Source organism: Hyphomonadaceae bacterium BL14 (assembly GCA_027627705.1).
Lineage (GTDB): Bacteria > Pseudomonadota > Alphaproteobacteria > Caulobacterales > Maricaulaceae > Oceanicaulis.
Genome location: CP091242.1, coordinates 291,587 through 318,323 on the forward strand (window position 1 = coordinate 291,587; position 26,737 = coordinate 318,323).

Annotated in this window: 28 protein-coding genes; 20 read left to right on the forward strand and 8 right to left on the reverse strand. The window is 65.5% G+C overall.

The annotated features are described in order from the left end of the window. Positions 1-6 precede the first annotated feature (6 nt). Complete coding sequence (locus L2D00_01330; protein WBQ13341.1) at positions 7-1,503, reverse strand: replicative DNA helicase; 1,497 nt, start codon at positions 1,501-1,503, stop codon at positions 7-9. Between the two features lie 357 nt (positions 1,504-1,860). On the opposite strand from L2D00_01330, the gene L2D00_01335 reads away from it, so the two are divergent. Together L2D00_01335 and L2D00_01340 are read left to right on the forward strand one after the other, a co-directional pair. After that, positions 1,861-2,418, forward strand: coding sequence for a sigma-70 family RNA polymerase sigma factor (locus L2D00_01335; protein ID WBQ13342.1), 558 nt, complete (start codon positions 1,861-1,863; stop codon positions 2,416-2,418). Then, positions 2,411-2,788, forward strand: a complete 378-nt coding sequence (locus tag L2D00_01340) for a hypothetical protein (GenBank protein ID WBQ13343.1) — start codon at positions 2,411-2,413, stop codon at positions 2,786-2,788. The genes L2D00_01335 and L2D00_01340 overlap by 8 nt, the downstream gene beginning before the upstream one ends. Here L2D00_01340 and L2D00_01345 read toward each other — a convergent pair. After that, positions 2,779-3,189, reverse strand: coding sequence for a SufE family protein (locus L2D00_01345; protein WBQ13344.1), 411 nt, complete (start codon positions 3,187-3,189; stop codon positions 2,779-2,781). The genes L2D00_01340 and L2D00_01345 overlap by 10 nt on opposite strands. Positions 3,190-3,263: 74 nt before the next feature. Continuing rightward, a complete protein-coding gene (locus L2D00_01350) occupies positions 3,264-4,481 on the reverse strand; it encodes an NADP-dependent isocitrate dehydrogenase (GenBank protein ID WBQ13345.1) in 1,218 nt (405 codons plus the stop codon). A 123-nt stretch (positions 4,482-4,604) separates the two neighbouring features. On the opposite strand from L2D00_01350, the gene L2D00_01355 reads away from it, so the two are divergent. From L2D00_01355 to lpxB, 16 genes are all read left to right on the forward strand, one after another. Next, positions 4,605-5,390 (forward strand): RNA methyltransferase, encoded by a 786-nt coding sequence (locus L2D00_01355; protein WBQ13346.1) that lies wholly within the window; start codon positions 4,605-4,607, stop codon positions 5,388-5,390. Positions 5,391-5,585: 195 nt separating this feature from the next. Further along, positions 5,586-6,434, forward strand: coding sequence for a 30S ribosomal protein S2 (gene rpsB / locus L2D00_01360; protein WBQ13347.1), 849 nt, complete (start codon positions 5,586-5,588; stop codon positions 6,432-6,434). Between the two features lie 110 nt (positions 6,435-6,544). Continuing rightward, positions 6,545-7,477, forward strand: a complete 933-nt coding sequence (tsf, locus tag L2D00_01365; GenBank protein WBQ13348.1) for a translation elongation factor Ts — start codon at positions 6,545-6,547, stop codon at positions 7,475-7,477. A gap of 168 nt (positions 7,478-7,645) precedes the next feature. Further along, positions 7,646-8,335 carry a UMP kinase gene (gene pyrH / locus L2D00_01370; GenBank protein WBQ14480.1) on the forward strand — a complete coding sequence of 230 codons (690 nt, stop codon included), beginning with the start codon at positions 7,646-7,648 and terminating at the stop codon, positions 8,333-8,335. A 34-nt stretch (positions 8,336-8,369) separates the two neighbouring features. Continuing rightward, complete coding sequence (gene frr / locus L2D00_01375; protein WBQ13349.1) at positions 8,370-8,927, forward strand: ribosome recycling factor; 558 nt, start codon at positions 8,370-8,372, stop codon at positions 8,925-8,927. 31 nt (positions 8,928-8,958) lie between these two features. Next, positions 8,959-9,675: a polyprenyl diphosphate synthase gene (uppS, locus tag L2D00_01380; GenBank protein ID WBQ13350.1), complete on the forward strand. Its 717-nt coding sequence runs from the start codon at positions 8,959-8,961 to the stop codon at positions 9,673-9,675. After that, a complete protein-coding gene (locus L2D00_01385) occupies positions 9,672-10,520 on the forward strand; it encodes a phosphatidate cytidylyltransferase (GenBank protein WBQ13351.1) in 849 nt (282 codons plus the stop codon). The genes uppS and L2D00_01385 overlap by 4 nt, the downstream gene beginning before the upstream one ends. Then, positions 10,517-11,698, forward strand: coding sequence for a 1-deoxy-D-xylulose-5-phosphate reductoisomerase (gene dxr / locus L2D00_01390; GenBank protein WBQ13352.1), 1,182 nt, complete (start codon positions 10,517-10,519; stop codon positions 11,696-11,698). Before L2D00_01385 ends, dxr begins: the two co-directional genes overlap by 4 nt. A 45-nt stretch (positions 11,699-11,743) precedes the next feature. Then, the gene (locus L2D00_01395; protein WBQ13353.1) at positions 11,744-12,931 is read left to right on the forward strand and encodes a site-2 protease family protein; all 1,188 of its coding nucleotides are present in this window, start codon (positions 11,744-11,746) and stop codon (positions 12,929-12,931) included. 39 nt (positions 12,932-12,970) lie between these two features. Next, positions 12,971-15,373 (forward strand): outer membrane protein assembly factor BamA, encoded by a 2,403-nt coding sequence (bamA, locus tag L2D00_01400; protein WBQ13354.1) that lies wholly within the window; start codon positions 12,971-12,973, stop codon positions 15,371-15,373. A gap of 46 nt (positions 15,374-15,419) precedes the next feature. Next, complete coding sequence (locus L2D00_01405) at positions 15,420-15,974, forward strand: OmpH family outer membrane protein (protein ID WBQ13355.1); 555 nt, start codon at positions 15,420-15,422, stop codon at positions 15,972-15,974. A 7-nt stretch (positions 15,975-15,981) separates the two neighbouring features. After that, positions 15,982-17,007 carry a UDP-3-O-(3-hydroxymyristoyl)glucosamine N-acyltransferase gene (gene lpxD, locus L2D00_01410; protein WBQ13356.1) on the forward strand — a complete coding sequence of 342 codons (1,026 nt, stop codon included), beginning with the start codon at positions 15,982-15,984 and terminating at the stop codon, positions 17,005-17,007. After that, positions 17,004-17,459 (forward strand): 3-hydroxyacyl-ACP dehydratase FabZ, encoded by a 456-nt coding sequence (gene fabZ / locus L2D00_01415; protein WBQ13357.1) that lies wholly within the window; start codon positions 17,004-17,006, stop codon positions 17,457-17,459. Before lpxD ends, fabZ begins: the two co-directional genes overlap by 4 nt. Positions 17,460-17,464: 5 nt before the next feature. Beyond that, a complete protein-coding gene (gene lpxA / locus L2D00_01420) occupies positions 17,465-18,253 on the forward strand; it encodes an acyl-ACP--UDP-N-acetylglucosamine O-acyltransferase (GenBank protein WBQ13358.1) in 789 nt (262 codons plus the stop codon). 1 nt (position 18,254) lies between these two features. After that, positions 18,255-19,127: a UDP-2,3-diacylglucosamine diphosphatase LpxI gene (gene lpxI, locus L2D00_01425; protein WBQ13359.1), complete on the forward strand. Its 873-nt coding sequence runs from the start codon at positions 18,255-18,257 to the stop codon at positions 19,125-19,127. Further along, positions 19,120-20,301 (forward strand): lipid-A-disaccharide synthase, encoded by a 1,182-nt coding sequence (gene lpxB / locus L2D00_01430; GenBank protein ID WBQ13360.1) that lies wholly within the window; start codon positions 19,120-19,122, stop codon positions 20,299-20,301. The genes lpxI and lpxB overlap by 8 nt, the downstream gene beginning before the upstream one ends. 42 nt (positions 20,302-20,343) lie before the next feature. Here the strand turns inward: lpxB and gltA are convergent, their stop codons facing one another. The 4 genes from gltA to L2D00_01450 form a co-directional block, all read right to left on the reverse strand. After that, positions 20,344-21,648: a citrate synthase gene (gltA, locus tag L2D00_01435; protein WBQ13361.1), complete on the reverse strand. Its 1,305-nt coding sequence runs from the start codon at positions 21,646-21,648 to the stop codon at positions 20,344-20,346. Between the two features lie 63 nt (positions 21,649-21,711). Further along, positions 21,712-23,109 carry a glutamate--tRNA ligase gene (gene gltX / locus L2D00_01440; protein WBQ13362.1) on the reverse strand — a complete coding sequence of 466 codons (1,398 nt, stop codon included), beginning with the start codon at positions 23,107-23,109 and terminating at the stop codon, positions 21,712-21,714. A gap of 142 nt (positions 23,110-23,251) precedes the next feature. Next, a complete protein-coding gene (locus tag L2D00_01445) occupies positions 23,252-23,812 on the reverse strand; it encodes a YceI family protein (protein ID WBQ13363.1) in 561 nt (186 codons plus the stop codon). Between the two features lie 122 nt (positions 23,813-23,934). Continuing rightward, positions 23,935-25,110: a deoxyguanosinetriphosphate triphosphohydrolase gene (locus tag L2D00_01450; protein WBQ13364.1), complete on the reverse strand. Its 1,176-nt coding sequence runs from the start codon at positions 25,108-25,110 to the stop codon at positions 23,935-23,937. Between the two features lie 89 nt (positions 25,111-25,199). Between L2D00_01450 and L2D00_01455 the strand changes: the two genes are divergently transcribed. Continuing rightward, entirely contained in the window at positions 25,200-25,529 is a 330-nt protein-coding gene (locus L2D00_01455; GenBank protein ID WBQ13365.1) for an iron-sulfur cluster assembly accessory protein, read from the forward strand. A gap of 17 nt (positions 25,530-25,546) precedes the next feature. Next, positions 25,547-26,218, forward strand: a complete 672-nt coding sequence (locus L2D00_01460) for a nitroreductase (protein WBQ13366.1) — start codon at positions 25,547-25,549, stop codon at positions 26,216-26,218. Here L2D00_01460 and L2D00_01465 read toward each other — a convergent pair. Further along, a complete protein-coding gene (locus tag L2D00_01465) occupies positions 26,215-26,712 on the reverse strand; it encodes a hypothetical protein (GenBank protein WBQ13367.1) in 498 nt (165 codons plus the stop codon). The two genes, L2D00_01460 and L2D00_01465, sit on opposite strands and share 4 nt — an antisense overlap. Between the last annotated feature and the right edge of the window lie 25 nt (positions 26,713-26,737).

Consider the following 26,737-nt stretch of genomic DNA (forward strand, 5'->3'; position numbering starts at 1 on the left):
GCGCGCTTACTCGAAATCGCGCCGGCCGGATGTGTCCAGATCGGAGAATTTGGTCCGGTCGGGGTCGAAATGCACTTTCACGGCACCGATGGGGCCGTGGCGCTGCTTGGCGATGATCACATCGGCCTCGTTGCGTACCTGACGCATCTCGTCTTCCCAGGCCAGATGCTGCTCGGTGCCTTCCTTGGGCTCCAGGCGTTCGAGATAATAGGACTCGCGATAGACGAACATCACCACGTCGGCGTCTTGCTCGATGGAGCCGGATTCGCGCAGGTCCGACAGCTGGGGCTTCTTGTCGTCGCGCTGCTCGACCTGGCGTGACAGCTGGGACAGGGCGATCACCGGCACATTGAGTTCCTTGGCCAGCGATTTGAGCGCCATGGTCACTTCCGACACTTCCTGCACCCGGTTGTCGCTGCGGCTGTTGGAGCCCGACACCAGCTGGAGATAGTCGACGATCACGCAATCAAGCCCGATTTGCGGATTACGCTTCAGGCGGCGCGCACGTGCGGCCAGCGCACCAATGGACAAACCGCCGGTATCGTCGATGTAGAGCGGGATGGAATTGATGTCGGCCACAGCGTCGCGCAGGTCTTCAAACTGCGCCGCGTCGATCTTGCCCTGGCGAATGTGATAGCCGGATATGCCGGTATAGTCGGCCAGAAGACGCGTCGCGAGCTGCTCGCTGGACATCTCCAGAGAGAAAAAGGCGACCACCCCGCCATCAGTGGTGCGGCGTACGCCGTCGCTGCCGGTCTCGGTGCGGTGGGCGCGGGCCATGGAGAACGCGATATTCAGCGCCAGCGAGGATTTGCCCATGGAGGGGCGGCCCGCCAGAATGATCAGATCGGAGCGGTGCATCCCGCCCAGCTTGCCGTCCAGCGATTTGAGCCCCGAGGATATGCCTGACAGCCCGCCGCCACGCTTGTAGGCGGCCTGGGCCATGGCCATGGACTGGGCGAGCGCCTCGCTGAAGGGCTGGAGCGTGCGCGAGGCGCCGCCCGATTCAGCCAGCTTGAACAGGCGCTGCTCGGCGTTTTCCAGGAGCGAGATGGCGGTGAGCGAGTCGCTGGGGCGGCTGGCGTCATAGGCCACCTCGCCGCCAAACGCGATCAGCGCGCGGCGCACGGCCAGATCATAGATGACCCTTGCATACTCCGGTGCCGAGGCGGAATCGGGTGCCTCGCTCATCAGCCGGGCGAGGTAATTGACCCCGCCCACGGCGGCCATGCCCGGCTCGCCCTCGAAATGGGAGCGCAGGGTTACCGCGTCGGCCAGCGTGCCGGCATTGATCATCTGGGCGGCGCGCCGGTAGATCGCGGCGTGCAGCGGATCGTAGAAATGCTCAGGGCGCAGCCAGTCGCTGACCCGGTTATGGGTCTCGTTGTCGTACAGCACGGCCCCGATGAAAGCCTGCTCCGCCTCGATATTACGCGGCGGACCGGCGTTCTCGGCTTGAGCGGCAAGGGCGTATGAGGGGGCGTCGGCAGCGTCAGCGGTCATGGCCCCATGCTAACGGGGCGGGGCGGCCCCGTCATGGTTTGCGTGCGGATAATCCCCCGTCAATTGGAGCGATGTGGAAAAGTCGGGGGCGCTTGAGCAGCAAAGAGACAAGTCTGACCCAAACCATTGCCTTCCCGGGCGGCGTAGGCGACCCGGGACCGATCCACAGATCCTGACCACCGTCGAGGTGGCTCAGATGTGCCGGGATGGGTCCCGGATAACCGCTTCGCGGCTTCCGGGAAAACAGGTGTGGTAAGGAGGTGGCGCGCGATGCTGTAAAAACCAGCAGCGCACATTGAACCCAATTCGCGCGGGGGGGCACCTTCCTTACATTCGCAGTCCCAAAAGGCACCTTTCATGTCCGTTTCCCAAGCCGAGCGCACGCTGGACGCGTTTCTGGCCGCCGCCGCCCGCACCGGGCAGGCGCGCGCTCAGGACGCGCTGGCCCGGCGCTGGCAGCCGCGCCTGATCGCCCATGCCTGGCGGCTGACGGGCGATACGGAGCTGGCGCGTGAGGCGGTGCAGGACGCCTGGGTGGAGATCATCACCGGGCTGCACCGGCTGCGCGAGGACCGCGCATTTGCCCTGTGGGCCTGGCGCATCACGACGCGGCGCTGCGCCAAATTGATCGGCGGGCGTCAGGCGACCCGGCGGCTACAGGCGGCGGCTTTGGCCGAACCGCCCCCGGCACCGGCCATCGACCCTGAACGCGGCGCCGACGCGGCGCGCATTGCTCAGGCCATGCAGACCCTGCCGCCGGCCCAGCGCGCGGCCATGTGGCTGTTTCATATCGAAGACTTAAGCGTTGCGGAGATCGCCGTGGCGCTGGACGTTCCGGCGGGCACGGTCAAGACCCGCCTCATGCACGCGCGGCGCACGCTGCGCGACACCCTCACAGGAGGAGACGATGTCTGACATCGACCGTCTGATCGAAGAAACCCTCGACCATGAAGACGCCGAACTGCGCCGGGCACTGGGCGAGGAGCCGGGCTTTATCGCCAGCGCCTTCGGCATGCTGCGCGGACCCGGCGCCTGGCCCCGTCAATATATGTTCGCCGCCCAGGGCGTGATGTTTTTCGTCAGCGTCTGGTTCGCCTGGGCGTTTTTTCAGGCCGAGACAGTGTTGGAGGCGCTGCGCTGGGGCTTGCCGTCAGCCGTGCTGATGCTGGGCGCGCTGGTGGTGAAGACGTCCATGGCGGCGTTTCTGACCGAGCACCGCCTGGTGATGGAAATCCGGCGCCTAGAGCTCAGGATCGAACGGATGCGCAGCTCAGGTCAGGCCTGAACCGACGCCTGGATGCGCGCGACCATGGAGGACAGCCCGTTGGAGCGCTGGGGCGAAAGGTGCTCGGCCAGGCCGATGCGTGCGAGCACGTCTTTGGGATCAATCGCTTCGGCCTCCTGCGGGCTGCGCCCGTCATAGAGGCGCACCAGAAGCGCGACCAGGCCCCGGACGATATGGGCATCGGACTCGCCACGCAGTCGCAGGCGGCCGTCGGCGTCGCGCTCCAGCACCAGCCAGACCTGGCTGACGCAGCCCTGCACCTTGGTCTGCTCGCTGCGCTCGTCCGGCGCCAGCGGCGGCAGGGCCTGGCCCAGATCGATCAGATAGCGGTAGCGCTCTTCCCAATCGTCCAGGAAGTCGAATTCCTCGACCAGGGCTTCGATGTCGTCATTCACGCTCATGGCACACAGACCTAGACCGTCCCGCCTGCGCGGCGATAGCGCCAGGCGCAGGCGGTGACGGAAAGGGCAGGTCTCTAGTCGTTCATCGCCTTGGCGAAGCGTTCGCCGACCGTGTCGAGGAAGCCTTCGGTGGACAGCCAGCCCTGCTGGTCGCCGACCAGGAGGGCGAGGTCCTTGGTCATGTAGCCGGACTCAACGGTCTTGATGACGGTCTGCTCCAGCTTGTCGGCGAAATCCATGACCGCCTGATTGCCGTCCATCTTGCCGCGGAAGTGCAGGCCGCGCGTCCAGGCGAAGATGGAGGCGATGGAGTTGGTGGAGGTCTTCTCGCCGCGCTGGTGCTGGCGGTAGTGGCGCGTCACCGTGCCGTGAGCGGCCTCGGCTTCGACGGTCTTGCCGTCCGGCGTCATCAGCACCGATGTCATCAGGCCCAGCGAGCCGAAGCCTTGCGCCACCGTGTCGGACTGCACGTCGCCATCGTAATTCTTGCACGCCCAGACGAAGCCGCCCGACCATTTGAGCGCCGAGGCGACCATGTCGTCGATCAGGCGGTGCTCATAGGTGATTTTCCTGGCTTCGAACGCGTCCTTGAATTCGGCCTGGTAGACCTCCTCGAACAAATCCTTGAAGCGGCCGTCATAGGCTTTCAGGATCGTGTTCTTGGTGGACAGATAGACCGGCCAGCCGCGCTCCAGCCCGTAACGCAGCGAGGCACGGGCAAAATCGCGGATCGAGTCGTCCAGATTATACATGCCCATGGCCACGCCCGCGGACGGGAATTTGTAGACCTCGTGGGTCACCGGCTCGGAGCCGTCTTCCGGCGTGAAGGTCAGCGTCAGCGTGCCCGGTCCGGGCACCAGCATGTCGGTGGCGCGGTACTGGTCGCCAAAGGCGTGACGGCCGATCACGATGGGGCGGGTCCAGCCGGGCACCAGGCGCGGCACGCTCTTGATCACGATGGGCTCGCGGAACACCACCCCGCCCAGAATGTTGCGGATCGTGCCGTTGGGCGAGCGCCACATTTTCTTGAGGCCGAACTCCTCCACCCGCTGCTCGTCCGGGGTGATGGTGGCGCATTTCACGCCCACGCCGTAATGCTTGATCGCCTCGGCCGATTCCACCGTGATCTTGTCGTCGGTCTCGTCGCGCTTCTCGATGGACAGGTCGTAGTATTTCAGGTCGATATCGAGATAGGGCAGGATCAGCTTGTCCTTGATCAGCGCCCAGATGATGCGGGTCATCTCGTCGCCGTCGAGTTCAACGACCGGGGTGTCGACTTTGATCTTGGCCATGGGGATCTCTTCTGCTTGGCGTGGGGCGCGCTGCGTCCGCAACGAGGCGGCGGCGCGCAATGGGGGGTGGACGAATGCTGCGGCGGTGTCTAGCACCCCGGCGCAGCCATAGAAAGGGTGCCCATGAACCCCGCCGGGCCTGAGTTTGAGACGGTCAGCGCCGAGACGGGCGCGCCCGCGCCTGTTTTCATCCTGGTCGCCCCGCAGCTGGGCGAGAATATCGGCGCGTGCGCGCGGGTGATGGGGAATTTTGCGATTCCCGACCTGCGCCTTGTGGCGCCGCGCGATGGCTGGCCGAACCCGGCGGCCCAGACCATGGCGGCGGGCTCGCCGGTGCTGGAGCGCGCGGCGGTGTTTGACACGCTCGACGACGCCGTGGCCGATTGCCAGGCGCTCTACGCCACCACGGCGCGCCCGCGCGGCATGGTCAAGCCGGTGCTGACCGGGCGCGAGGCGATGACGCGCGCGCGGACTCATATAGACTCCGGCGAGCGCGTGGGCGTTCTGTTCGGGGCGGAGAAGTCCGGCCTGCCCAATGAGGCGGTGACGCGGGCGAACGCCATTCTGACCCTGCCGGTGGACCCGGGCTTCGCCTCGCTCAATCTCGCCATGGCGTGCGGCGTGGTGGCCCATGAATGGCGCGCCGGCGAGCCGGTGCCGGCCCCGTTCGAGGCTCTGCCTGACCGCGCCTCCGCCGCCGAGATGGAAGGGCTGTACGGCCATCTGCAGGACGAGCTGGACCGGGCGGGCTTCTTCTATCCGCCGGAAAAGACGCCGCTGATGATGCAGAACCTGATCAATATCTTCGCGCGCGGCGGGCTGACCGAACAGGAAGTGCGCACGCTGCGCGGCGTTATCAAGGCGCTCACCATCGGGCGGGGCAAAGCGCGGGTGGTTCGAAAAGACTAGGCCCGGGCCGCGCAGCGCGCTTGCAGCGCCGCGCGCGGCCCCGTATAAGCGCGCGCGATCCCGCACGTGGGGCTCGGCGCGCCATGGGGTGCGTCGCTCCGGTGCCGTGACCGGGTTTTGGCTGTCCATTCAAGCGGACAGGCAGACCGGCTCGGCTCCGCCCCGCGGAGGCCAACCGGAAAAGGACCGATCACAATGGCTCTTCCTGAATTCTCCATGCGTCAGCTGCTTGAAGCCGGCGCACACTTTGGACACCAGACCCACCGCTGGAACCCGAAGATGCAATCATTCATCTTCGGCGAACGCTCGGGCATCCACATCATCGACCTGTCCCAGACCGTGCCGCTGCTGCACCAGGCTCTGGTCAAAGTGCGTGAAGTCGCCGCTGGCGGCGGCCGTGTGCTGTTCGTCGGCACCAAGCGCCAGGCGTCCGAGCCGGTGGCCCAGGCCGCGCAGCGCTGCGCACAGTACTATATGAATCACCGCTGGCTCGGTGGCACGCTGACCAACTGGGCGACGATCTCGCGCTCCATCGCGCGTCTGCGCGAACTGGAAGGTCTGCTGGACGCCGACGGCGGTCCCCAGGGCCTGACCAAGAAAGAAACGCTGATGCTGACGCGCGAGCGCGAAAAGCTCGAGCGTTCGCTGGGCGGCATCAAGCAGATGGGCGGCACGCCGAACCTGATGTTCGTGATCGACACCAACAAAGAGGCGATCGCGATCCAGGAAGCCAAGCGCCTGGGCATCCCGGTGGTGGCCATCGTCGACACCAATTCCGACCCAGACGCCATCGACTTCCCGATCCCGGGCAATGATGACGCCGCCCGCGCCATCGCGCTGTATTGCGACCTGATCGCCGACGCGGTTCTGGACGGCATCACCGACAGCCAGGCCTCGTTCGGCATGGATCTGGGTGCCAGCGAAGCGCCGAGCGCGAATGCGCTGGGCCTGGACGAAATGAAGACCGAAGCGCCTGCGGCCGAAACGGCTGAACCCGACGCCCCTGCGGCGCAAGAGGCAGAGGCCGGCGCCAAAGCCGAGTAGGCCTGGCGTCAGACCCACGACACAGCCGGCCGGGGCGATGCTCCGGCCGGTGCCACATAACAGACGTCCGCCCCCAAGGCGCGCGCAACGCGACGTAAGGAGACCTCCCCATGGCCGAGATCACCGCCGCCCTCGTCAAAGAGCTTCGCGAGAAGACTGGCGCAGGCATGATGGACTGCAAAAAAGCCCTGTCGGAAACCAATGGCGATCTGGAAGCCGCGGTTGACTGGCTGCGCACAAAAGGCCTGTCCAAGGCCGCCAAGAAAGCTGACCGCGTGGCCGCTGAAGGCCTGGTGGCCGTGACGGCGCACGCGCGCGGTGCCGGCATGTCGGCCGCTGCGGTGGAGGTGAATTCCGAAACCGACTTCGTGGCGCGCAATGCCCAGTTCCAGGCCGCCGTGGCCGAGATCGCGGGCCTGGCGGTTGACGCCAGCGACGTGGCGGGCCTGCAGGCTGCGGCCACCAAGTCGGGTGCCAGCGTGTCCGACATGCTGACCAATCTGATCGCGACCATTGGCGAGCACATGTCGGTGCGCCGCATGGCGACCCTGTCTGTGGATGCGGGCGTGGTTGCGCACTACGTGCACAACGCTGCGGCCGACAATATGGGCAAGATCGGGGTTCTGGTGGCGCTCAAATCCACCGGTGACCAGGGTGTGCTGAACGAGCTGGGCCGGAAGATCGCCATGCACGTGGCCGCGACCGCTCCGGCGGCGACCACCGAAGCGGAAGTCGACGCCGATCTGGTCGCACGCGAGCGCGAGGTTTTCGCCGCGTCTGCGCGCGAATCGGGCAAGCCGGACAACATCATTGAAAAGATGGTCGAGGGCCGCATCCGCAAGTTCTTCGAGGAAGTGGTGCTGCTCAAGCAGTCCTTCGTGCTCGATCCTGACAAGACGGTCGCCGAAGCGGTGAAAGCGGCCGAAGCGGACGCGGGTGCCCCCATCGAGCTCACGGGTTTCGTGCGCATGGTGCTGGGTGAAGGCGTCGAGAAAAAGCAGGACGACTTCGCCGCGGAAGTCGCGGCGATGACGAAAGGCTAGATGGCTTCAGGGCCCGGCGGACCGCTCCGCCGGGCCCTGATCTGTCATCGGGACGTGCAGGCGCATCAGGGAGGGCGAAACGTGAGCGAGACATGTGACGAACGGTCCCGTCCGGTTCCGCAAGGGCCCTACAAGCGCGTGCTGCTGAAAGTCTCCGGTGAAGCCCTGATGGGCGCGGAACCCTATGGCATCGACATGAACACCGCCGAACGCATCGCGCGTGAGGTTGGTGAGGCTGTTGAGGCCGGATACGAGCTGTGCCTGGTCATTGGCGGGGGCAATATCTTCCGCGGGCTGCAGGCCGCCGCCAAGGGCATGGAGCGCGCCGCTGCCGACTATATGGGCATGCTGGCCACAGTCATGAATGCGCTGGCGATGCAGACGGCACTGGAGCGTGTGGGCGTTTCAACGCGCGTCCAGTCGGCCATTCCCATGACCACGGTATGCGAGCCCTATATCCGCCGGCGCGCCGTGCGCCATATGGAGAAGGGCCGGGTGGTGATCTTTGCCGCCGGTACCGGAAACCCGTTCTTCACCACCGATACGGCTGCCGCGCTGCGCGCTGCGGAAATGGGCTGTGATGCCCTGTTCAAGGGCACCGGCGTGGACGGGGTCTATGATATGGATCCGCGCGGGCATCCTGAAGCCAAGCGGTTTGAACGGCTGGATTATATTGACGTTCTGGCCCGTGACCTCAAAGTGATGGACGCCTCGGCCGTGACGCTGATGCGCGACAACCAGATCCCCATCGTGGTGTTCAATATCCGCGAGCAGGGTGGGCTGGCCCGTGTGCTGGCTGGCGAGGGCACCTGTACGGTCGTGGGCCCGCTGGACGGCACCGCCCGCAAAAGCCGGTAGAAACGCCCGGCAGAAACGCATTTAGGAGACGAGCATGTCCGCTTTCAGCCTGAAAGATATCGAAAAGCGCATGGATGGCGCGGTCGAGGCGCTCAAGAAAGAGTATGCCGGGCTGCGCGCCGGCCGCGCCAGCGCGGGTCTGCTCGATCCGGTCAAGGTGGATGCCTATGGCTCGCTGACCCCGATCAACCAGGTCGGTACGATCGGCACGCCCGAGGCGCGCATGCTCTCGGTCCAGGTCTGGGACCGCAACCTGGCCGGTGCCGTGGACAAGGCCATCAGAAATGCGGGTCTTGGCCTCAATCCGGTCATGGAAGGCGCGATGATCCGCATTCCGATCCCGCCGCTCAACGAAGAGCGCCGGGCCGAACTGGCCAAGACGGCGGGTGCCTATGCCGAGCAGGCGCGAATCGCGGTGCGCAATGTGCGCCGCGACGGCATGGACGCGCTGAAGAAGGCGGAGAAAGACGGCGATATGAGCGAGGACGAACAGAAAAAGTTTTCCGACCTGGTTCAGAAAGCCACCGATAACCGCATCGGCGAGATCGACGCGCTGTTGTTGACCAAGCAGGAAGAAATCACGCAGGTCTGAGCCCAGCGCCAGACTCAAGGAGGCCGCCGACATGGCGCAGCCCGACGCCGCCGACCGGTCGCCGCGCCATGTGACCATTATTATGGATGGCAATGGCCGTTGGGCCGCAGCCCGCGGCAAACCGCGCGCATTCGGCCATCAGGCCGGGGTGGAGGCTGTGCGCGAAACCGTCCGCGCCGCCGGCGATCTGGGCCTGACCCATCTCACCCTGTTCAGCTTTTCCACTGAAAACTGGCGCCGTCCGCGCGCCGAGATCGACACGCTGTTCGATCTGTTGCGCCGGTTTGTGACGGCTGATCTGGAACGCCTGCATGGCGAGGGCGTGCGGATTCGCGTCATTGGGCGGCGCGACGGCCTGTCCGACGACCTGGTCAAGACCATCGACCGGGTCGAGGCGCGCACCCGTGAGAACGACCGCTTTCATCTGACCATCGCCTTCAATTATGGCGGGCGCGACGAGCTGGTGCGCGCCGCGGCGCGTGCGGCGGCGGCCTGCGGCGGGGATTTGTCGGCGCTGACGGAAGCCGACTTCGAAAAGCACCTGGACACCGCGGATCTGCCTGTTCCCGACCTGGTGATCCGCACCAGCGGCGAGCGGCGCCTGTCCAATTTCCTGCTGTGGCAGACTGCCTATGCAGAGCTGGTGTTCATGGATGTGCTGTGGCCTGATTTTGGCGAAGAGCATCTGCGGGCGGCCCTGGATGAGTTCGCGCGCCGGGAGCGCCGCTTCGGAGCTGTGCGCGCATGACCGAGCCGCCTGCCCCCCGCAGGAATGGCGCGCCGGGCGATCCGGTCTTTCTTCGGCGGGTCCTGTCGGCACTCGTCCTGGCCCCGGCCGCTCTGCTGCTTGTCTGGGCAGGCGGCACGGCCTTTTCCATCTTCATTGCTGCCTTTGCCGCCGCCATGGCGTGGGAATGGGTGCGCATGTCCGACCGGACCGCGCCGCCACGCGCTTTTGCCATCGCCACCGGCACAGCCGTGGGCGCGGCCTTGCTGGCCGGTCAGGCGGAGCCGGGCTGGACGGCGGCCTGGATTGCAGGCGGGGCCGTGTTCGCCGGGCTCGACCGGCGCCGGCGCGGGCGTGCTTATGAAGCGGTGGCGGGAGTGGCGTATATTGCACTGGCGGCGGCCGTGCTGGTCTCTCTGCGTGAGGGCGGGCAGGGCGGCCAGGGCGGGCTGATCGCCGTCCTGTTCCTGCTTGCGGTGGTGTGGGCGGCGGACACGTTCGCCTATCTGGCCGGCAGCTGGATCGGCGGCCCGAAACTCCTGCCTGCGGCCAGTCCGAACAAGACCTGGGCGGGCCTGGCCGCCGGTCTCGCCTTTGGTATCGCCGCCGGGGCCGGGGTGGCGCAGGTGCTGGGGTTTGATCCGGTCTATGCCGCGATGATCGCAGCGCCCACCGCACTGGCGGCGGTGCTTGGCGATCTTGTGATGTCGCTGGCCAAGCGGCGGTTCGGCGTGAAAGATGCCGGGACGCTTATCCCCGGTCATGGCGGTGTACTGGACCGGGTGGATGCATTGATGATGGCGGTTCTGTTTGCGGGTGCCTGGCGCGCCGCAGGACCCGATGGCTGGCCGGGGGCAGGACTATGAGCGCACGCGCGATCACGCTTCTGGGCGCGACAGGCTCGGTGGGCCGCGCGACGCTGGACCTGATCTCGCGTGCGGATGCGGGTGCCTATGAGGTCGTGGCGCTGACCGCCAATGGCAATGCTGTGGAGCTGGCCAAGCTGGCGCGCCAGTTCGGGGCGCGCTTCTGCGCCGTGGCTGATCCGCGCGCCGGCGCGGCGCTGGGCGAAGCGCTGGCCGGCAGCGGCATCCAATGGGGTGCCGGGCCGCAGGCCGTGGCGGATGCTGCCGCCATGGAGGCGGGCTGGGTGATGGCCGCGATCGTCGGCGCGGCGGGGCTGCAGCCGACGCTGGCCGCGGTGCGCCGGGGTGCCTGCGTGGCGTTTGCCAATAAGGAAGCGCTGGTTTGCGCGGGCGTGTTGATGCTGGAGGAGGCGGCGCGCAGCGGTGCGACCCTGCTGCCGGTGGATTCAGAGCACAATGCGATCTTCCAGGCCTTCGATCCGGACCAGCGCAGCCATATCCGGCGCATCATCCTGACCGCCTCGGGCGGCCCGTTCCACAATGCGAGCCTGGAGACCATGCGCGCAGCTGGACCGGCGCAGGCGGTAGCCCATCCTACCTGGACGATGGGGGCCAAAATCTCGGTGGACAGCGCCACCATGATGAACAAGGGCCTGGAGATCATCGAAGCCTGCCATCTCTTCGCCCTGCCGCAAGAGCAGGTGGATGTGCTGGTCCATCCCGAATCCATCGTGCATGGCCTGGTCGAGTACGCGGATGGCGGGCTGCTGGCCCAGCTCGGCTGCCCGGACATGCGCACCCCCATTGCGCACGCGCTGGCCTGGCCCGAGCGCATGGACACACCGGTGGACCGGCTGGATCTGGCGCGGCTGGGATCGCTGAGCTTTTTTGCGCCGGATCCCGTGCGTTTTCCCGCGCTGGGCCTGGCGCGTCAGGCGTTCATTTCAGGCGGCACAGCACCCGCCGTGCTGAATGCGGCGAACGAAGTGGCGGTCGCGGCTTTTCTTGCTGGACGGATCGGCTTTCTTGACATCGCCTCGGCGGTCTCGGAGGCTCTGGACGAGGGCGCGCGCGCCGTTGATGCCGGTACCGCGCCGGCATCCATTGATGCGGTCGTGCACGCAGACGCGCATGGACGGCGCCTTGCAGACGCAGCGGTGCGCCGTCTGGCGCGATAGCTGCACGACACGCCGGCAAACCGCCGGATAAGAGGAAAACGAACCATGACGGAGATGTTTGGCGCAGGGCTTCTGTCCATCGCGGCATTTGTTGCGGTGATTTCGTTTGTCGTGGTCATTCACGAGATGGGTCATCTCTATGCCGGGCGCCTGTTTGGCGTGCATGCCGAGGTGTTTTCCATTGGTTTTGGTCCCACCCTGCTGCGCTGGCGCGACAAGACGGGCACGGCCTGGCGCATCGCAGCGCTGCCGCTGGGTGGTTATGTGCGGTTTCGCGGTGACGAGAACGCGGCCAGCGCGCCGGACCATGAGGCGCTAGAAGCGCTGCGCGCCAGCCGTGTGGACGCGGACAGTGTGTTTCATTTCAAGCCGGTCTGGCAGCGCGCGGTTATCGTGGCCGCTGGCCCTGTAGCCAATTTTCTGCTGGCGATCGTCGTCTTCGCGGCTCTGGGCATGGCTCGCGGGGAAGTCATTACAGCGCCGGTGGTGGGCGGCGTGCAGCCGGGTTCGCCGGCTGAAGTGGCCGGGTTTGAGGTTGGCGATCAGGTGGTGTCGGTCAATGGCAGCGAAATACGCAGCTTCACCCAGATCAGCCAGGCGGTCATGGTCCGGCCCGGCCAGACGGTCCGCTTTGTGGTCGAGCGCAATGGCGAGCAGGTGATTGTGGACGCGACACCGCGCCGCGAAGTGCGGGCTGACGGACTGGGCGGCGAACGGGCCATGGGCTTTCTGGGCGTCAGCTCCGGCGTCGGGCAGCGCGAACAGGTGCGCTACTCGCTTCTGGAAGCACCGGTGTATGGCGTGACGCGGACGTGGGACACGGCGTCAATGATCGGCGAATACATGGTGCGCCTCGTCACAGGGCGCGCGTCGCTGGAAATGATTAACGGCCCCATCGGGATCGCGACCACGGCGGGGCAGGTTGCCAACGTGTCTGTTGCCGCGCCTGAGGGGGCCCAGGTGGCGTTGAACCAGCGCATCTGGGCGATGCTTTTGTCACTCGCTGCCCTTTCCGCGGTTATCTCCGTGGCACTGGGTTTAATGAATCTCCTGCCCATTCCGGTTCTCGACGGCGGCCACCTCGTGTATTACGCCTACGAAGCCGTGACCCAGCGCGCGCCGAGCCAGGCGGCGCAGGAGATCGGGTTCAAGATCGGAGTCGGCTTCGTCCTGACCTTGTTGGTCGTGGCCACCTGGAATGATTTGAGTTATTTGCGTGGCCTGTTTTTCTGATCGGGAAAGCAGGCGGCCGCCGAGGGGACGAGGCTTTTTATGAATCGAATTCTTCTCGCTATTGCGGCGTTGTGGATTGGTCTGGCCCTGACGGGTGGCGCCATGGCGCAGGACTCAGTCCAACCGGTCCCGTCGGGTGCTGAAGCGGCTGCGGCCCAGCCGGAGCTGCAGGCCACCGCCCAGCGCCCCGTGCTGCAGATTCTGGTGCGCGGCAACCAGCGGGTCGAAGCCGCCACCATCCTGTCCTATGTCCTGGTTCAGCCGGGCGAGGTGCCCAACCCACGCCTGATCAATCTGTCGATCCAGACGCTGTTCGCGACCAATCTGTTTTCCGACGTCGACATTGCGGTCGATGGCGCGACCATGGTGGTGCAGGTCGAAGAGAACGCGATCATCAATCGCGTGGTGCTGGAAGGTAACCGCGCCATTCGCGATGACCGGATCACCGACGAGATCGAGCTGCAGCCGCGCGCGATTTTCACCCGGGCCCGCGTTCAGGCCGACGTGCAACGCATTCTGGAAGTCTACCGCCGCGCCGGGCGCTTTGCCGCCAGCGTGACGCCCCAGATCGTGGAACTGCCGCAGAACCGGGTCGATCTCGTCTTTGAAATCTCCGAAGGCCCGGTCACCGGAGTGCGCAGAATCGCTTTTGTAGGCAATGAGCGCTATCCCGAGCGCCGCCTGCGCGGAGAGATCGTCACCACGGAAGCGCGCTGGTGGCGGTTCTTTTCCTCCAACGACAATTACGATCCTGACCGGATCGAGTTTGACCGCGAGCAGCTGCGCGAGTTCTATAATGATCGCGGGTATGCGGACTTCCGCGTCACCTCGGTGGTGGCCGAACTGACGCCGGATCAGCGCGACTTCTTTGTCACCTTCACTATGGACGAAGGCCAACGCTACCGGTTCGGCGAGATTGAGGTGGATACCGCCATCGAGGATCTCGACACGGACTTCCTGGCCAGCGCGGTGCCAACCCAGACTGGCGACCTGTATGTGGGCAGCCTGATCGAGGACTCGATTGAAACGCTGACCTTCGCCGCGGGTGCCTCGGGCTACGCCTTCGTCAATATCACCCCGCGCGTGAACGTGAATCGCGAGAGCCAGACCGTCGACATCACCTACTCGATCAGCGAAAGCCCGCGGGTATACATCGAGCGCATCGATATTGTGGGCAATACGCGCACGCTTGACCGCGTGATCCGCCGGGAGATGGACATTGTCGAAGGCGATGCCTTCAACCAGGCGCTTGTCAACGTGTCCCAGTCGCGTGTGCGCCGTCTGGGCTTCTTTGAAGACGTCAATATCGAGCCCTTCCAGGGCAGCCAGGCTGACCGCGCGCGCGTTCAGGTGTCGGTGACAGAGCAGCCTACCGGGGAGCTGGCGTTTGGCGCGGGCTTCTCGTCCACCGATGCGTTCCTGATCGACTTCTCGATTTCGGAGCGGAACCTGCGCGGCCGCGGACAATTCCTGCGCCTGCGCGTGTCGGCCAGCTCACGGCGCGAACAGGTGGATATCCGCTTCACCGAGCCGCGATTCCTTGACCGCAATCTCGCTGCCGGTTTTGACCTCTTCACCGTGCGCTCGGACTTCTCGCGCGAAGCGTCGTTCGAAACCCAGTCCACGGGTCTCAGCCTGCGGGCCGGCTTCCCGCTGACGCGCGCGGTGCAGGCGGGCCTGAACTACACGATCCGGACCGACGAGGTGACAACCTTCACTGGCGTGACCGAATCTATCAGCCGTGCCGCGGGTTCGCGTACGACATCCCTGCTGGGATACTCGCTGAACTGGAACCGGGTAGATGACTTCAATAACCCGAGGAACGGTTTCCAGCTCGCTTTCAACCAAGATTTCGCCGGAATTGGGGGCGATGTTCGCTATGTCCGCTCAGAGCTTCAGGGCGGCGTATACAGGAACATCTTCCGTGACGACGTGGTGCTCAGCTTCACCGGCACGGCCGGCTACCTCTATTCGTGGGGCGGCGACGTGGCCCGGATCAACGACCGTTTCTTCAAGGGCGGCAACTCGTTCCGTGGCTTCGAGACGGCAGGCATCGGCCCGCGCGTCGTACGCCGCGGACTGGACTCTGAAGGCAATGAGCGTTTGTTCGCCGGCGATGCGCTGGGGGGCAATCTCTACGCCATTGGTGCGTTTGAGCTGGCCTTCCCGCTGGGCTTGCCCGAGCAGTATGGCATCCGGTCCAGCCTGTTCACCGAGTTTGGCACCATGGGCCTGTTGCCCGACGAAGACTCGCTTGCAGACGATGGCTCGGCGACGGCGGTCTTCACGGTTGACGAATTGGCGCCGCGTGCCTCGGCCGGCCTGTCCATTTTCTGGGACTCGCCGTTCGGACCCGTGCGCTTCGACTTCGCCCACGCGTTCGTCAAGGAAGAGTACGATCGCGGGCGCTTCTTCCGCTTCAGCACAATGACAGGGTTCTAAACCTATGAAACATATTAATTTCCGCCTTTCTGGCGCCCCGCTGCGCATGGTCGCCGCGCTCGTGCTCGCCGTCGCTGCGTCTTCAGCGGCCTCTGCGCAGATCCTGGTCGTCGACCAGGAGCGCGCTCTGAACGAGAGCGCCGTGGGCCAGCACATCGCTGCCCAGCTGGAGCGCATCGGCACCGAGATGCAGGCCGAAATCCAGCCTCAGCAGGCAGCTGTGCGCGCCGAAAGCGAAGCGCTCAACACCGAAGCGTCCGCCATGACCGAGGAAGCGATCCGTCAGCGCCCCGATCTGCTCGAGCGGATCCAGCAGCTCCAGGTCGACATGCGCAACCTGGAAATCGAGGGGCGCACCCGCCAGCAAGAGCTCGCGGCCACCGAACAGGCGGCGCTGCAGCCGGTGATCCCGATCCTCCAGGAAATCATGCAGGCGGTATTGGCGGAGCGTAACGCTTTGGTTCTGCTGGACCAGTCGGTCACGGTGATGACCTCAAACAGCGTCGACATCACCGATGTCGTGATCGAGCGCCTGAACGCGCGCATTACGACGACGCCGGTCAACCGGGTCCGCGCCCCGCAGCGCAACCAGAACCAGTAGTCCGGTCGTGGGGGCCGATCCGCGCTTCTTTGAGCGGCTCGGCCCGCTGACCGCGGGCGATCTGGCAGCGAACATCGGCGCACGGTGCGCCGGAGACGCTGCTGCTTTGGTGAGCGATGTCGCCGAGCCTGCGGCGGCGGTTGCAGGCGCGCTGGTGTTTCTCACCCGTGCAATCGCCCAGCCCATTTCGGTGCCAGGGGTCGTGGTGATCGCGCCAGAGGCGGCGGCGGGTGGAACAGACGCGGCTGCAGTGCTGGTCCATGAAGCCCCGCGTGCGGCATTTGCCCGGGCCGCAGCGCTCCTTGTGATCCAGCGGCGCCATGACGGAACGGACCTGATCGCCGCGTCGGCACAGATTGATCCGGCCGCCCGAATTGCGCCGGGTGTGATCATCGGTCCTGATGCCAGTATTGGCGCTCATGCCGAGATCGGGCCCGGTGTGGTGATCGGGCCGGGCGTGGTGATTGGTGCCCATACCCGCATTGGCGCACGCGCCGCCGTGCAATGCGCGCTCATTGGTCAGCGCTGTGAAATCTCTGCGGGCGCTGTTGTGGGCGAGGCCGGATTTGGCCTGGCGTACGAAGCCGGCTCGATCGTGACGCTGCCACACCTGGGCCGCGTCATCATCGAGGATGAAGTGACCATCGGTGCCAATTCCACCATCGACCGGGGCATGCTGCGCGATACCGTGCTGGGCAAGGGCTGCCGGATCGATAATCTTTGCCATATCGGCCACAACGTCACGGTCGGCCACCATGCGGTCATGGCCGCGTTTGCCGGTGTGTCAGGCAGCGTGGATATCGGGCCGGGCGCGCAGTTCGGCGGCCGCGTGGGCATCGCAGATCATCTCACGATCGGTGCCGGCGCGCGTCTGGCGGCGGACGCGGCCGTGATGCGCGATGTGCCTGCGGGCGAGACCTGGGCCGGATCGCCGGCCCAACCGCTCAAGAGCTTTATGCGTGAAACCGCATGGCTGCGCCGCCAGAGCGGGCGCAAGGCCAAGAAGGCTGGATCGGGAGAGGGCGCACCATGAGCGCGCAAGACATGATCACGCCGGACGAGATTTTGCGCCGTCTGCCGCACCGTCACCCGTTTTTGCTGGTGGACCGGGCCGAGCGCTATGTTCCGGGTGAGTCAATTCTGGGGATCAAATGCGTTTCGGCGGCTGATCCGTATTTTCCCGGGCACTTCCCGGGCAATCCCGTGATGCCCGGCGTGCTGATCATCGAGGCCATGGCCCAGACCGGCGCGATATTGATGTCCAAGACGCTGGATGCCGATATCGCCAATACGGTGATCTATTTCATGGGTGTGGATCATGCCCGCTTCCGCAAGCCGGTGCGGCCGGGTGATCTTCTTGAGATGCCGGTGGAAGTGACCGCCAGCCGGCGCGGCGTCTTCAAGTTCAAGGGTGAGGCCCGCGTGAACGGCGTGAAATGCGCCGAGGCCGAGTTCGCGGCGACATCCGCCCCGAGGGAGGCCTGACATTCATGGCGCAAATTCACCCTACCGCCCTGATCGACCCGTCCGCCAAGATCGGTGCGGATGTGGAGATCGGCGCCTATTGCGTCATCGGACCGAATGTGGAGATCGGCGCGCGCACGCGCCTGCATTCCCATATATCGGTGCAGGGCTGGACCAGGCTGGGAGAGGACTGCGTGCTGCATCCTTTCGTGGCGCTGGGCGAGCCGCCACAGGACTTCAAATACACGGGCGGCGAGGTCCGGCTCGAGATCGGTGACCGCAATACGCTGCGCGAACAAGTGACGATGCATCTGGGTACGCCCACGGCCCGTGGAATCACGCGTGTTGGGTCCGGCGGCTATTTCATGGTGGGGGCCCATGTGGCCCATGACTGCATTGTCGGGGACAATGTGGTGTTCGCCAATAACGCGACGCTCGGCGGTGAATCCACGCTGGGCGATTTTGTCATCATGGGCGGGTTGTCGGCCCTCCACCAGAAATGCCGGATCGGCAAATACGCCTTTGTCGGCGGGGGCGCGGCGGTAACGGGCGATGTCATCCCCTATGGCATGGCGGATAATCATGGCTGGCTGGCCGGGCTGAATCTTGTGGGCCTGAAGCGCCGCGGTTTCTCGCGCGAGACCATCCATAATCTGCGCGCGGCGTACCGGCTGCTGTATGCCGAAGAGGGCGCGTTCAACGAACGCATCGAGGACGCGGCGCGCCTGTTCGCGGGCTCGCGCGAGGTGATGGACATCATTGAATTCATCAGGGCTCCGGCCGCGCGTCCGCTGTGCAGCCCGGAACCGCGCTGACATGGCGGGCGCCTGGACGCGTCTGGGCCTGATCGCAGGGGGTGGCGACCTGCCCGTTCATGTCGCCGAGGCGGCCCGGGCCGAAGGCCGGCTGGGCATCGTGGTGGCGCTGAAAGGCTTTGCCGATCCGGACCGGTTTGACGGTGCGCACACACGCGGGCTGGGCGAGCTGGGCGGGGTGATGAAGGACCTGGCGCAGGCCCGGTGTGACGCTGTGTGCTTCGCCGGGATCGTCAGGCGGCCGGACTTTTCCCAGATCAAACCCGATTTCAAGGGCCTGTCGGTTCTGCCCAGAATGATTGCGGCGGCGGCGCGCGGCGATGATGCGCTGCTGCGCACGGTGATCGGCGTGTTTGAAGCTGAAGGCCTGGCCGTGGTGGGCGCCGACGAAATCGCCAGCGACCTGACGGCGCGCGAAGGTTTCCTGGGGGCTGTGCGTCCTGACGCCGCCCAGCGGCGCGATGCGATGCGCGCGCTTCATATCGCCGGCGTGATCGGGGCTGAGGATGTGGGGCAGGGCGCGGTGGTTTGCGACGGTCTTGTGCTCGCCGTGGAGGCGCAGGAGGGCACCGATGCCATGCTCGATCGGGTCGCGGGCCTGCCTGAGACCCTTCGCGGCACATCGGATCAGCGGCGCGGCGTCCTGGCCAAACGGCCCAAGCCCGGCCAGGAACGGCGCATTGATCTGCCGGTGATCGGCGTGTCGACGGTGGAGGGTGCCGCGCGCGCCGGGCTGGCGGGCATTGCTGTGCCGGCGGGCGGTGCGCTGATCCTGGGCGGTGAGGCGGTCAGCCGCGCCGCGGAGGCTGCCGGCCTGTTCGTCTGGATCGCCGGTGATCAGGCGGCGGGTGAAGAGGCGGCGGGCGATGGCTAGGCCGGCGCGCATCTATATCGCGGCCGCTGAAGCCTCGGGCGACATGCTGGCGGCTGAGCTCATCGACGCCTTGCGCCGGGCCGACCCCAATGTCGAGATCGCCGGCATGGGCGGGCCGGAGATGGCGCGCCGGGGCATCGTCTCGCCATTTGATATATCGGACTTGTCGGTGTTCGGCCTGCTGGACGGGGTGCGAATCGTCAGGCTGGTCCATGAGCGGGCCGAGCAGGCGGCGCAGGCCGCGGCTGAATTCGGCGCCGACGCCGCGGTGCTGATCGATTCCTGGGGCTTCATGCTGCGCCTGGCCTGGAAGCTGGAGGCCCGCGCGCCGGACATCAAGCGCATCAAATATGTCGGCCCGCAGGTCTTTGCCGCGCGCCGGGGCCGGGCGAAAGTGCTGGCGCGTCATGTGGATCATCTGCTGGCGATACACCCGTTTGATGCTGAGTATTTCGAGCCCCACGGGCTGAAAACGACGTTCGTGGGCAATCCGGCGCTGGCCCGTGATCTGTCCGGTGACGGGCGTGCATTCCGAAAACGTCATGGCATCAGAGCGGATGAGGACGTCCTGCTAATGCTGCTGGGCAGCCGCCGGGGCGAGCTGGAGCGTCTTTTTGAGCCCTTCGCGACGGCGGCAGGCCGCCTGCGCGAGGCCAGGCCCCAGACCCGGCTGGTGACTGCGCTGGCACCGTCCATCGCCGTGCAGGCGCGCGAGATGATTGCCGCTGAGCCGGCGTTCTCAAATCTGGTGATTGTCGATGCGCCCGAGCGCCTCGACGCCTTTCATGCCGCCGATGCGGCGCTGGCGTGTTCGGGTACGGTGACTCTGGAGCTGGCGCGGCTGGGCGTGCCGACTATCGCCGCCTATCGCCTGGGCTGGATGAACTGGGCGCTGGCTCGCTATATCCTGATGAAGGCGAAATATATTTCGCTGGTGAACATCGCCGCTGACGAGATGCTGATCCCGGAATACGTCCAGATGGACTGCACCGGCGACCGTCTGGCCGAGGCCGCCTACGCCATGCTGGAAGATGCGCGCGGGCGCGACGCCCTGTCAGAGCGCCTGCGCGAGGTGACGGAGGTCATGGCCGGCGAGGGCGGCGACCCGGCGACGGTGGCGGCGCGGACCATTCTGGATCTGGTTCAGGCCAAAGCGGACGGCGTGCGCGCCTGAGGGTCCGCGCACGCGAACCTTCAGGCGCGCCACATTCGGTTTCTACCGCTTGTCCAGCTTCACGTATGCGCGCTCGGGCGAGCCGGTGAAGACCTGGCGCGGGCGGCCGATCTTCTGGCTGGGGTCCTCGATCATCTCGCTCCACTGGGCGATCCAGCCCACGGTGCGCGCCACGGCGAACAGCACGGTGAACATGTCGGTGGGGAAGCCCATCGCCCGCAGGGTGATACCCGAATAGAAGTCGATATTGGGGTAGAGCTTCTTCTCGACGAAATACTCGTCCTCCAGCGCAATGCGCTCCAGCTCCATGGCCACGGCCAGCAGCGGTTCGTCGCGCACGCCCAGCTCGTCCAGCACGGCGTGGCAGGTGTCGCGCATCACCTTGGCGCGCGGGTCGTAATTCTTGTAGACGCGGTGACCGAAGCCCATCAGGCGGAAAGGATCATTCTTGTCCTTGGCCTTGCGGACATATTCGGGAATGCGGTCAACCGAGCCGATCTCTTCGAGCATGGTGAGCGCGGCTTCATTGGCACCGCCATGGGCCGGACCCCACAGCGAGGCGATCCCCGACGCAATGCAGGCAAAGGGATTGGCACCCGAAGAGCCGGCCAGACGCACCGTGGAGGTGGAGGCGTTCTGCTCGTGATCGGCGTGCAGGATGAAAATCTTGTCCATGGCGCGCGCGAGGGTGGGGGACACCTCGTAATCCTCGGCCGGGACAGCAAAGCACATGCGCAGGAAATTGCCCGCATAATCGAGCTCGTTGCGCGGCGTGATGAACGGCTGGCCGATGGAGTATTTGTAGGCGCGCGCGGCGATGGTCGGCATTTTTGCAATCATGCGATGGGCCGAGATGGTGCGCGCCTGCAGATCATTGATGTCGGTGGAGTCGTGATAGAAGGCGCTGAGCGCGCCAACCGTGCCGACCATGATCGCCATCGGGTGGGCGTCGCGGCGGAAACCGCGGAAAAACTGGTCGAACTGGTCGTGCAGCATGGTGTGCCGGCGGATCGTCCAGTCGAAGCTGTGCAGCTCGTCCTTCGTGGGCAGATCGCCATGCAGCAGGAGATAGGCGGTTTCGATGAAGCTGGCATTGTCGGCCAGCTGGTCGATGGGATAGCCGCGATAGAGCAGCACGCCCTCGTCACCGTCGATATAGGTGATCTGGCTTTCACAGCTGGCGGTGGAGGTGAAGCCGGGATCGTAGGTGAACACACCGGCATCGCGGTAGAGGGTGCGGATGTCGATCACGTCCGGACCCACCGAGCCGGCCAATACCGGCAGGTCATAGGTTTTGCCGTTAATCGTCAGCTGGGCTGCGCCCTTGTTCTCAACCTTGTTTTTCATCTCATCACCCTCGCTTCTGGCGGCCGGCCGGGCGCTGAGGGGCGCCCTTGGCCGGCGCGCCGGTCAAATCACATCATCGAGCCGGGCCAGGACTTCGTCGCGTCCAAGGATGGCCAGCACGAAACTCATATCGGGCGCGGGCGCGCCCCCTGTCATCGCCGCCCGCAGCGGCTGCCCGATCTTGCCGAAACCGACCCCTTCGGCTTCGGCGAATGCTTTCAAGGCATCGCCCAGCGCCGCCTCGCTCCAGTCATTGTGACTGGCGAGCGTCAAACGCAGGCGGCCCAGACGCGCCAGCGCGTCTTCGTCCAGAGCCTTGGCGGTTTTGCCCGCCAGCGCCACAGGACGCAACTGCAGCATAAAATAGACCTGTTCTTCCAGTTCGGCGAGGGTGGCGGCGCGCTCTTTCAGCGCGTCCATGCTGGCGCGCACCCAGGCACGGCCCGTGTCGTCGAGGCGCAAGCCGGGTTTCGTCTCCAGCCGCGCCCACAGTAGATCGGTCAGGCGACCGGACTCCGCGCGCTTCATATGGAAGGCGTTGACGCTGGCCATCTTGTCAAAGTCGAGCCGGGCAGGCGCTTTGTTCAGGCCCGCCAGATCAAAGGCGGCGATCATCTCGGCATCGGTGAACAGCTCTTTGTCGCCATGCGACCAGCCCAGGCGCAGCAGATAATTGCGCAGCCCCTCGGGCAGATAGCCCATGTCGCGATAGGCCTCCACGCCCAGCGCGCCATGGCGCTTGGACAGCTTCTTGCCGTCCGGTCCGTGGATCAGCGGGATGTGGGCGAAGTGCGGGACGGTCCAGCCCAGCGCATCATAGATCTGGGTCTGGCGCCCACCATTGACCAGGTGGTCATCGCCGCGGATCACATGGGTGATGCCCATATCGTGGTCATCGACCACGACGGCCAGATTATAGGTCGGCGCGCCATCGGAGCGCAGCAGCACCAGATCATCAAATTCCTTGGCCGCCCAGCGCACTTCGCCCTGGACGCCGTCCTGGATGGCGACATCGCGTTCGGGTGCCTTGAAGCGCACGACATAGGGTGCGTCAGGGCCGTCGGACGGGTCCCGGTCGCGCCAGGGCGACCGCAGGGCGCGGCCTTCGTCGAACGCGGCCTGGCGCAGGGTTTCGACCTCGTCCGGGGTGCACCAGCAGCGAAAGGCAGCTCCGCGGGCGATCAGCGCATCGACCACTTCACGGTGGCGCTCTGCGCGCGCAAACTGGGATACCGGTTCACCGTCCCAGTCGAGGCCCAGCCAGCGCATGCCGTCGAGGATTGCGGCGACGGCGTCGTCTGTGGAGCGGGCCCGGTCCGTGTCTTCGATACGCAGCTTGAACTGTCCGCCATGGCGGCGGGCGAAGAGGGCACTGAACAGCGCCGTGCGGGCTCCGCCGATATGCAGATAACCCGTGGGCGAGGGCGCAAAGCGCGTGATGATCGTTCGTTTATTTTGCACTTGCGAAGAGGTGTTGCGCTGCGGGAGCGCAGACTTAGCATGTCAGCTGCGCGCAGTGATAGCCTCTCCCTGCCGATTGCGCCGGGCAGGGGGCGAAGCGGTCAGGCCATCCAGGAGGGATGGCGGCGCGCGCCGGGTGTGATCAGCGCGCGTCAGCCTCGATGTGCAGGGCCACGGTGACGGTTTCGCCTACATTGCCGGCACCCCAGCTGGACCCGCTGATCCCGAACGCCGAGCGGGACACCTCGAACTGACCCGCCGCGACGGCCCGGGTCCCGTCAATCTCCAGCGTGAACGCAAGCACCACCGGCTCTTCCATGTCGCGGATGGTCAGGACGCCATGGGCCTCATAGCCGCCATCCACCGCGCGCACATCGTCGGAAACGAAGCGCGCCTCAGGGTGAGCGCTGGGTGCAAGGCCTTCGCTGGACAGCATGGCCTGCTGATAATCACGCGTCGTCATGGTCGCGCTGCCGGTGCGCACCACTGCGTCGATGCGCGCGGCGGCGAGGTTGTCCGGATCGAGCGTGATCTCGGCGTCAAAATCGGTGAAGCGGGCTTCAGCCGGTGAGTTGAACACGGTGATCGTGGCGCGCACCGAGCTCGCCTCGCGGTCCAGTGCCCAGTCCTCGGCGGAGGCGGATGCTGCAAAGGCGAGAGACGCGGCCAGAGCCATGGCGAGGCGGGCGGTGAACAGGCGCATGAGGATACCTCACTGACTTGGGGCGGAGGACGGCGTGTCCGTCTGTACCCGATGAGATAAGGGACCGCCGCGCGGCAACAACGCGCACGGTGCGAAAAGCCGTGCTTCCGCGCAGGAAAGGCTCAGCGCCAGCCGTCGACGCTGAACAGCTTGCGATGCTCGTCTACGGCGTAGCGGTCGGTCATGCCGGCGATATAGTCGCACACCGCCCGCGCCGTGGCCTGACCGCCCGCGCCATCACAGGATTTCTGCCAAGTGGTGGGCAGGAGCCCTGGATCGCTCAGGAAGGCTGCGAACAGGTCGCGCACCACACGTTTGCCTTTTTCTTTCATGCGCTTGACCTTGTAGTGCAAGTACAGGTTCGCATAGAGGAAGCGGCGCACGGCGGCGAGTTTCTCGGTCATGCTTTCGGAGAAAGCCACCACCGGTTCATTCAGCGCGCGCACGGCATCCGGGCTGTCGGCGGCGCACTGCTGAAGCCGAAGGCGGGTTTCGGTCAGGACGTCGGCGACCATCAGCCCGATCAGCTCGCGCACGGCTTCGTGAATGAGAATGTCTTCTCCAATGCCGGGATAGCGCGCGCGCACGCCGCGGAACACATCGCCCACCAGCGGCAAATCGAGGAGCTGATCGAGGGTCAGTATCCCGGACCGCAGCCCGTCGTCGATGTCATGATTATTGTAGGCGATGTCGTCTGACAGCGCCGCGATCTGCGCCTCTACCCCGGCATGGGTATGCAGCTCCAGCGCGCGCCAGCCTTCATAGGCGGTGAACCCCCAGGCCAGCCCTTCTGGCCCGGCGCCCGGGGCCAGCAGGGGGCCGTTGTGCTTGACCACGCCTTCCAGCGTCTCCCACGAGAGATTGAGGCCTTCGAACTGCGGATAGCGATGTTCCAGCTTGGTGATCACCCGCAGGGTCTGGGCGTTGTGGTCGAACCCGCCAAAGTCGGACATGGCGTCCTGCAGCGCATCCTCGCCGGAATGCCCGAACGGCGGATGGCCCAGATCATGGGCGAGCGCGGCGGCCTCGGCGAGGTCTTCGTCAACGTACAGCGCGCGCGCCAGGGTGCGGGCGATCTGGGCGACTTCCAGTGAGTGGGTGAGGCGGGTGCGGTAGGCGTCGCCTTCATGGGCGACGAAAACCTGGGTCTTCTCTTTCAGGCGCCGGAACGCGCTGGAATGGATGATGCGGTCGCGGTCGCGCTGAAACGCGGTGCGCATGGCGCTTTCAGGCTGCGCGAACGCGCGCCCCCGGCTGCGGGCCGGATCACAGGCATAGGGGGCGCGGGCGTGTGTCATCGGGAGCAGGGTCTTCCATGGCGGGCTGTAGCGGTCCATATACTGTGCTGCGCCGGCAAACGGAAACCAGAGTACGGACGGACACTGCCATGAGCGAACCTCAGATCACGCTATCGGCCTCGGCGGCCCGCCAGATCAAGGCGATCACCCAGAGCCAGAACGCCGCCTTCCTGCGGGTGTCGGTGGTGGGCGGGGGCTGTTCGGGCTTTTCCTACAAGTATGATCTGGAGAACGAGGCGGCCGGGGATGATCTGCGCATCGAGCGCGATGGCGCGGTAGTGCTGGTCGATCCCATGAGCGTGGAGTTTCTGGACAAATCCGAGATCGACTATGTCGACGAGCTGATCGGCGCCAGCTTCCAGATCCGCAATCCCAACGCGGTGGCCGCCTGCGGCTGCGGCGTCAGCTTCGCTGTCTGATTTCCAAGGGGCATCCCATGACCGTTTCCGAGGCGCTCAAAGCGCGCATTTCCACGCGCGCGTTTCTCGACACGCCGGTTTCGAAAGCCGAGATCGAGGCGATCCTGGAGGAGGCGCGCTGGGCGGCGTCGGGCGGCAATCTTCAGCCCTGGCATGTGATTGCAGTGGCCGGCGAGGCGCGCCAGCGCGTCATGGACGCGGTGCAGGAGAAGCTCAAAACCGATCCCTTCGCCAATGAGGCCGATTTCCCGGTGTACCCTGAGAGCCTGTGGGAGCCCTTTCGCTCGCGCCGCTTCCAGGTGGGCGAGGACATGTATGCTCTGCTGGGCGTGCCGCGCGAGGACAAGGGCGCGCGCTTTGCCCATCTGATGGAGAATTACCGCTTTTTCGGCGCGCCCCAGGCGCTGTTCTTCGCCATCGACGCGCGCATGAACCCGAACCAGTGGGCGCATCTGGGGATGTTCATGATGTGCGTGTGCCTGGCGGCGCAGGCGCGGGGCCTCGCCACCTGCATGCAGGAAGCCTGGACGCCCCATTGCCGCACGGTGGGGAAGGCGCTGGGCGTGGAGGTGCCGCTGCAAATCTATTGCGGCTTGGCCATCGGCCATGCCGACCCGGACGCGGTGGTGAACCGGCTGCGATCGCGCCGCGCCGAGGTGGATGAGTTCACCCGGTTTGAGGGGTTTTAGGCGGCCGGGACAGTCTCTCTTGAAGCACGCGCTGGCTGGTGGCGGCTGATGAGACGGAACCAGAAATAGAAGATCCCGCTGAACAGAAAGACACAGAAGAATATCACTTCCGGCATGCTGATCCTGACATCTTCCCTGGCCAAACCATCATGAAGCGAGATTGCGCTTAGGCCGGTCAGCCCTACCAGGCTCAGAACCCAGACCCAGATCAATGCATCCAGAGAAGACGGGGCGGTCCAGCCCTCAATATGGGGGATTTGATTTGAAAAGACCAGTATTTGATAGGCGGCAAACGCGGAAAAGAGAATTCGGGATGGGAATTTGAAGCCCTTGAGACCGAACAGTTCCACAGAATAGGCAAAAAACGCCACATAGTAAGTCGCCGTGATTGCGATCAGGGCCTGGCTAGCGATCGGGTTATCAATAAAAATTGCGGCGATTACGCCAGCGAAGACGCCGGGCGTGAATAGCCACGGGTTGAAAAATTGCTTCACGGTGCCCTCCGCATTCTGGCGGACT